General features: G+C 67.7%; 7 protein-coding genes. 2 read left to right on the top strand and 5 right to left on the bottom strand.

The genetic code is table 11. The features are described 5' to 3' along the window. Nucleotides 1-109 precede the first annotated feature (109 nt). Nucleotides 110-496 carry a tyrosine-type recombinase/integrase gene (locus ACFYZF_RS30450; protein ID WP_387026610.1) on the top strand — a complete coding sequence of 129 codons (387 nt, stop codon included), beginning with the start codon at nucleotides 110-112 and terminating at the stop codon, nucleotides 494-496. Nucleotides 497-780: 284 nt separating this feature from the next. On the opposite strand, the gene ACFYZF_RS30455 is transcribed toward ACFYZF_RS30450, so the two are convergent. The 5 genes from ACFYZF_RS30455 to ACFYZF_RS30475 form a co-directional block, all read right to left on the bottom strand. Further along, a complete protein-coding gene (locus ACFYZF_RS30455) occupies nucleotides 781-1,035 on the bottom strand; it encodes a hypothetical protein (protein ID WP_387026612.1) in 255 nt (84 codons plus the stop codon). 20 nt (nucleotides 1,036-1,055) lie between these two features. After that, nucleotides 1,056-2,048 (bottom strand): hypothetical protein, encoded by a 993-nt coding sequence (locus ACFYZF_RS30460; RefSeq protein WP_387026613.1) that lies wholly within the window; start codon nucleotides 2,046-2,048, stop codon nucleotides 1,056-1,058. After that, nucleotides 2,045-2,278: a hypothetical protein gene (locus tag ACFYZF_RS30465; RefSeq protein WP_387026615.1), complete on the bottom strand. Its 234-nt coding sequence runs from the start codon at nucleotides 2,276-2,278 to the stop codon at nucleotides 2,045-2,047. The genes ACFYZF_RS30460 and ACFYZF_RS30465 overlap by 4 nt, the downstream gene beginning before the upstream one ends. 442 nt (nucleotides 2,279-2,720) lie before the next feature. Beyond that, on the bottom strand, nucleotides 2,721-2,915 hold the full coding sequence (locus ACFYZF_RS30470; protein WP_387026617.1) for a hypothetical protein: 195 nt from the start codon (nucleotides 2,913-2,915) through the stop codon (nucleotides 2,721-2,723). A 201-nt stretch (nucleotides 2,916-3,116) separates the two neighbouring features. Then, complete coding sequence (locus ACFYZF_RS30475; protein ID WP_387026618.1) at nucleotides 3,117-4,136, bottom strand: hypothetical protein; 1,020 nt, start codon at nucleotides 4,134-4,136, stop codon at nucleotides 3,117-3,119. Between the two features lie 192 nt (nucleotides 4,137-4,328). Here ACFYZF_RS30475 and ACFYZF_RS30480 point away from each other — a divergent pair, with 192 nt between their 5' ends. Continuing rightward, on the top strand, nucleotides 4,329-7,130 hold the full coding sequence (locus ACFYZF_RS30480) for a S8 family serine peptidase (RefSeq protein WP_387026620.1): 2,802 nt from the start codon (nucleotides 4,329-4,331) through the stop codon (nucleotides 7,128-7,130). The last annotated feature ends 52 nt before the right edge of the window (nucleotides 7,131-7,182 follow it).

The raw sequence follows: 7,182 nt of genomic DNA on the forward strand, positions 1-7,182 counted from the left end.
GGAAAGATCCACTCCGGGCGAGCCGCTGAGATCACCTGCACCACCACATGATCCACCATGGACCAGGCGCCAAGTTACGAGACATCTCTTAGCCCGGGATTTCCCACCCGTGCCGGTGGAGATGGTCGACATCACGTCGGGCGAGCCGGTCCGGCGGACTGTGCCGCTGCTGTTCACCACCACCCGCGGCAACGCCTTCACTGACCGCACCTGGTCCCGGGAATGGGCCGGGTGGCGCGATGCCGCTGGTTGGCCTCAGAAGCACGGCGGGTTTCACGCTCTGCGGCACTTCTTCGCCACAACGCTGATCACCAACCACGTTGAGCCGCAGGAGGTGCAACGCCTGCTTCGACACCGGACGCTGCGGATCACGCTGGAGACGTATGTGCACTGGCTCCCGAAGCGAGACCGGCCTAGCGGCGTCGTTGGCTCGGTCCTGAGCTCGGCGGCACAGCGTGCGACCGAGGGCGCCAGGCGGTCACAAGATCAAAGCTGACTTGTGCCCTACGTGTGCCCGTTGATCTTGCTTCCATGAACCGCCTGGTCAGAGGCGGTAAGAGTGGAGCCCAGGGGACTCGAACCCCGAACCCGCGGATTAAGAGCTGACATTGATCTATGGTTCGCAGTCCCTGCGCGTCCCGCCAGTCCACGGTGCCCGATTTATCTGGCCCACATGCAGTGAATGATGCCGAATGGTCCACCCCAGTCGTACCTGCCGATGGGCGGCCGAGCACCCGCGGAGCACCCCTGACAAGGGCTCGGGTATCCATAGTTTGCCGCTCACTGCTTCGGATTCGTCAACAGCATCGGCAACAGCGAATCGCGTAGCTGCTCCGTGACCTCGACAATCTCCCGGTGTAGTGCAACCTTGTCGTCAAGAGCATTCATGGTGTCACCAATGGTTTCTTGCCTTAGGAAGCGTTCAGGACCAGGGATTTCTTCAAGATTTGCGCGAAACTGCGCGCGAAGGCAGGCATCAGATCGCGACGCCGCAGCTTGGCCGCACGGTGTGCAGTTCTCTACAGCCAGCCCCACAGACGCCGCTCTGGCCCGGTTTACGCTGAGCCCAATCCCAGGTTTCGACGAGGCAACGCCTCGGCGTTGTCCTCGTCGCCGGTTCGGCGCTGTCGGAGGGCGGCCTGGACCCCGGCCTGGAAGCGGGTGTGCGCGCCAAGTTCGCTCATCAGGACGGCGATGCGGCGCTGGACGGTCCGGGCGCCCACGCCGATCTGCCGGGCAATGGCCTCGTCGGTGAGCCCGGAGAGCAACAGCATGATCAGGCGATCTTCGTCGAGGACGGTGGCGGTGCGCTGCCGTCCGTTGGGCAGGTGTAGCGGGACGGCCCTGTCCCAGAGGGTGTCGAACAGCTTGCGCAGCGCATCGAGCAGCGAGCACGGGTGCACGATGATGGCCCGCTCCCCGCCATCGCTTTCGCCACCGTCCGGCAGCGGCAGGACTGCCCGCTGGTCGGCAAGGTAGAGCCGCACGGGCAGTTCGGAGACCACCCGGACCTGCTCGCCGGCCCGGATCAGGTCTTCGATGGCGGCCAGGCCACCGGACTCCTCGACCGCCGCCCGGTCGTAGACGCGGCGGCACGGCACCGCGGCGGAGACCGGGTCGATCCCGTCGACACCGGCCCGATGGGAGAACGGCCCAGTTTCGAAGCAGCACAGCTCCTGGTGTGCTGACCGGTGGACGTGGGCAACGGCCTGCCGGACCGCCAGCCTGCCGGTGATCAGCTCCACGACGTGCGGCCTCCCACCAGCGCGGGCATTTCGGTAGGCGCCGGCGAGCTGGCCGATGTGCTCGTGGACCCGTTCCAGCGCGGCCTCGCGGTCGTCGAGCAGCTGCACGGCGGTGTCGGTGGCGTTGGCCGCATAGCGGGCCGGCGAACCGGGCAGGGCACTGGCCAGCCCGGCCGCTTCGAGCCGGGCCAGCGCCACCGCCAGCGGAGCCGGTCCTGGCCAGAGCGGGGCGAGCTCGGCCAGGGTCGCGCCCGGCCGTCCGACCAGGATCTCGTACGCCCGCTCCTCGGCCGGGCCGATCACGCCGCCCTCGGCAGGGCCGGCCCGTCCGCGGTCAGCCAGTCGCGCTGCACCGCCTGGTAACCGGCCTGGAAGCGGGTGGTGGCGCGGGCCAAGAGACCGAGCTCTGCCAGGCGGCCGAAGTCGGCCCCGGCGATGAATTCCTCCGGGATATCGCCGGGACGCGCAACAAGAGATTCATAAAGCATTTCCTGGGCGCCGGAGAGGCCTAGCGTCGATAAATGAGCTTTCACTCTCGTGTTTACCCTTCAGCAATGAGCCCGTAATCGCGATGATGCTAGGTATACAACTACCGGCCGCGTGGCGCCAGCCCTGGTCCACCAAGTGAGAGGGCATGACTTCTGCAAGGTAGTCATATGACCGTCTTAGGTAATTCTGAGGAGTTGCAGGGATCGCTGGGGTTGGCGGTTGTTGCGGCGTAGGGCGTGGGCGATGGTGGTGGTTGCCGGTCAGGCGGAGCAGGCTGATCGCGGTGTTGGCGAGCCGAACATCATCGGCGATAACGCGCTCGTGGAGTCGATTACGCCCATCAGCAAAAGTAGGACCCCTTTATGGTCTTGAAGATTTCACGAGCCACGTATCGCTTCACGTAACGCAGGATATCGCGTTTAATTCGTCCCTGGGACGTTCGTTTCTCAACGTAGGCCCGGGTGCGCGGGTCGGCTCCTAGCCTGGTCAATGCGATGCGGAACAGAGCGGCGTTGGCCTGTCTGTTGCCGCCACAGTCGAGGCGGCAGCTTCTGCGGTCAGCCGCTCGGGGTTGTCGCCGGCGACGATGAGCAGGACGGCCGCACGGTCGTGGCCGACACCGAAGAGGTCGAGCAGCCCGGGTGCTGTGTCGGTGACCGCCGCGGGCAGGAGCCGCTCCAACTCGCGGATCTCAGCGGACAGGGGCCGAAGGTGGATATCGGCGATCGCGTCGTGTGCTCGACGCCACGCTGCGGCGGTCGACTATGCCGGTGCCCGCCGTACTTGGCAGGCAGGACGTCATGCTCGACGCCGAAGGGTCGGCGGCTGCTGGGCGCCGTGCCGCACGCCGACGTCCGGCTGCTCCCGGAAGCCGGGCACCCGCTACCCGACCAGACGGCTGCGGTGCTGGACTTCCTGCGGAAGTGAGGCGGTCCGGTCGTCGGCAGCGATCCAGCCGCGCTGAACTGCCTGGTAGCCGGCCTGGAAGCGGGTCGTGGCGCCGAGGCGGGTGAGCAGCTGACGCATGTGGCGGCGCGTGGTGCCGACGTGGTAGTCGAGGTGTTTGGCGATGGCCTGGTCGGTCAACCCGGACATCATCAGAGCCAACAGGTCGCGTTCGAGACCGGACGGCGCGTCGGCGTCGGGCAGTTCATCCAGTCTGACCCCCACGCTCAGTGGGACCGCCTGTTCCCAGAAGCTCTCGAACAGTGCCGTCAGCGCCGCGAGCAGCACCAGGTCGTGTACCAGCAGGAATCTGTCCATCTCGAGGGGACGCAGTCGCAGCGGCACCATGGCGCGCCGTCCGTCGCAGATCATGAGTTTCATTGGCACGTCGGTGACCCGGACCTCCTCGCTGGCTTCGATCGAGGCGGCGATGTGGGCGAGCGAGCCGGGGAGGGCGAGGCTCTCCCGGTCGTAGAGGGTGCGGACACGCACGCCCCGTCGCGGGGACACGAAGTTGGCGGGTTGTTTGCGCCGAAGGCCGTTGAGATACGGCGGCGCGTCGCAGATCAGCACCTCCCGTTCGGTGTTTCGCACCAGGTCTTCGAACATGGCGCGGGAGGTTTCCAGGCTGTGGGTCACCTCGACCAAGGCGGTGCTGTCGCTGGCGGTGACCCGCTTCTGTCCGGCCATCCGGTCCAGCCGTTGCCGCAGTTCGTAAAGGCGCAGGCGGTGGCGGGCGATGTGGGGTCCGAACGCGGCGTCGGGCGGCGTCACCCACCAGCCCGGTGGTTGCCCCGGCAGCCGGGTGACCAGGCCGAGTTCCAACAAACGCGCGAAGTCATCCGTCCCCGTGACCTCCGCCGGCACGCTGCCGGGGCCGGCCACGAGTGTCTCGTAGAGCGCCTGCTCGGCTTGCGACAGACCGAGTCCCGGTAACGGGTATCGCACCTCCTGCATGCCCTCATCATGCCGTTGACCAGCCGGTCCGCAAGGGCGAGGCGTTCGCGGTGGCCCGGTTCACATCCCGCCATGTCGACAAGTGCATTGGGCAAATTCCTTCCCCGAGACCAAGATCCTTTGCGAGACTGCCCGCGGACGTGCACCCCTCGTACGTCTTTGCCATCCTCATCCCCCTTCGGAGGAATTGGTATGCATAGCGCAATCCGCTGGCGAACATGGCGCGGCCCGGCCGTAAGCGGTCTGGCCGTCGTCGCTGTCGCCGCCACCACCGTCGGTGTGACGCCGCTGACGAACGCCGCCTCGGCGGCGGCCACCACGACGACGCCCAGCGAGACCGCGACCCCGACACCGGGCGGCCCCGGCGGGACCAGCGCCGTGATCACGTTGATCTCCGGTGACAAGGTGCGCTACACCGAGGGTCCGGACGGTCGCGGTACGGCCACCGTGGTCGGTGGGTCGACCGGTCCGAGCGCGTCCCGGTCGTTCCAGGCGTACTCGGACCCGACCGGCGTGTACGTGATCCCGCAGTCGGCTCAGGGCCTGGTGGCTTCCGGTGTGCTGGATCGGGAGTTGTTCGATGTGCAGTATCTGGCCCGTAACGGGTACAGCGACGACAAGGCGACCTCGACGCCGGTGATCGTGAGTTACACGGCGGGCGCGTCGGCTCGGGCGGCGAGCGCGTCGCCTGCGGCGTTGCCGGGTGCGGTCAAGCGTCGTGACCTGCCCAGCGTTTCGGGTGCGGGGATGGCGGTGGACAAGGCCAAGGCCGCCGACTTCTGGTCGACGCTGACCGGCACCGCCGCCGCCAAAGCGAAGACCAGCGCGCCCAGTGCCACGGCCGCGGGGCCGAAAACGTTGGGTGCCGGGGTCAGCAAGGTGTGGCTGGACCAGCGGGTGCAGGCTGACCTGTCCGAGAGTGTGCCGCTGATCGGCGCTCCAGAGGCCTGGGCCGCCGGGTTCGACGGCACCGGGGTGAAGGTCGCGGTGCTGGACACCGGGTTCGACGCCACCCACCCGGACCTGCGGGGCAAGGTGGTGGGGTCGAAGAGCTTCGTTCCGAATGTATCGACGCCGACCGATGGGCACGGGCATGGCACGCATGTGGCGGCCACCGTCGCCGGCACCGGTGCGGGTTCCGGCGGTACGCGTAAGGGTGTCGCTCCGGGTGCGGACCTGATGATCGGCAAGGTGCTCGCCGACGACGGGTTCGGCGACATGTCCTGGATCATCGACGGGATGGAGTGGGCCGCGACCAACGGCGCCAAGATCGTCAACCTGAGCCTGGGCGGCGGGCGCAGCGACGGTACGGACCCGGGCAGCCAGGCGGTCAACCGGCTCACCGCTGAGACCGGGGCGCTGTTCGTCATCGCCGCCGGTAACGACGGTAGGCCGTCCAGCATCGGCTCGCCGGGCGCGGCGGATGCCGCGCTGACCGTGGCCGCGACCGACAAGAACGACCGGCTGGCCTCCTTCTCCAGCCGTGGCCCGCGGAGCGGGGACCGGGCGCTCAAGCCGGACATCGCCGCCCCGGGTGTCGCCATCGTCGCTGCCCGGGCGGCGGGTACCACGATGGGCACCCCGGTGGACGACCTGTACACCTCGGCGAACGGCACGTCGATGGCGACCCCGCACGTGGCGGGCGCCGCCGCCGTCCTTGCGCAGCGGCATCCGGACTGGACCGCCAGCCAGCTCAAGCCGACGCTGATGAGCACCAGCAAGGACGCCGGGTACACCGCCTACGAGCAGGGTGTCGGCCGGGTCGACCTGGCCCGCGCCGTCCGCCAGCAGGTCACCACCGGCACGGTGAACCTCGACTACGGTCTGGTCACCCCCGACGCCCAACCGCGGGTGGACAAGCAGCTCACCTTCAGCAACCCCACCACGGCGCCGGTGACCCTGACCCTGACCATCAAGCTGCGCCGGGCCAACGGTGACGACGCGAGCAGCGGGCTCACCGCGCCGGCCACGGTCACCGTCCCGGCGGGCGGCAGCGCCCAGGCGACCGTCACGCTGGACACCACCGTGGTCGAGGACGGCAGCTACACCGGATCGGTCGTGGCGGTCGAGGAGAGCACCGGCACCAGGCTGACCCTGCCGGTCAGCGCGACGCGCCGGGGGCCCTCGCACCAGATCACCGTGACCATCACCGAAGGTCCGCAGCTGCGCCTCGGCGGGCAGGTCATCTGCAGTTTTGGCAAGCTGAACGACGAGGGCGGCGGCGGCCGGGAAAGCTACACGCAGGTTCTGTTCTCGAGCAACGGCGTGGCCACCGGCACCGTAGACGTCCCCGAGTGCGACTACCACTTCTACTGCAACGCGCCGGGGGCGTTCGCCACGGGCTCGTTGGAGGCCGCGGTCTGGATCGAGGAGCCGCAGTACACCGTCGCCGGGGACGCCACCATCGAGTACAACCTCGGCACCGACGTGGTGCCGATCAAAAAGATCAACACGCCGCAACCCAGCGAGGTCGTACACAGCCTCATAGCCAGCAGTTACACCACCGCCGCCGGCATCACCTACGCCAACTACTTCCTCACCACGACCGGCTTCGGCTACGGCCTCCGCCTCTTCGCGACACCCACCAAGACCACGTCGACCATCGGTAGGTACCGGTTCTGGTACGAACAGGTGCTCGCCGCACCCGAGGCAACCATGACCGTGAACGGCAACGGGAAGGCCCAGGTCAACCCGCTGTACAACAACGACAGCGAGCTGGTCGAACCGTGGAATCTGACCTCGCCGAGGCTGCTGAAGTTCGAAACTGACCAACGACTCAAACTGGCCAGCTACGACGACGTGCTCGGCGGTAAGGACGTGCGCGGCAAGCTGATCCTGCTCGAAACCGCCAACGCCACCACCGCAGACGAGTACTGCGCGGCGCAGGAGCGCATCGCCGACGCCGGTGCGGCTGGAATCCTCAACCACAACAAGGATCCGTTCTATAGCCGAATGAGCCCTTTTCATCGTGGGTTTCGGCTGGTGTGGATGTGATGTAGGACGAGGATGGCCTGGACGATCGCGGTGGCGCGTCGAGGGCAGCAGC

Source organism: Micromonospora sp. NPDC001898 (assembly GCF_042891255.1).
Classification (GTDB): Bacteria; Actinomycetota; Actinomycetes; order Mycobacteriales; family Micromonosporaceae; genus Micromonospora.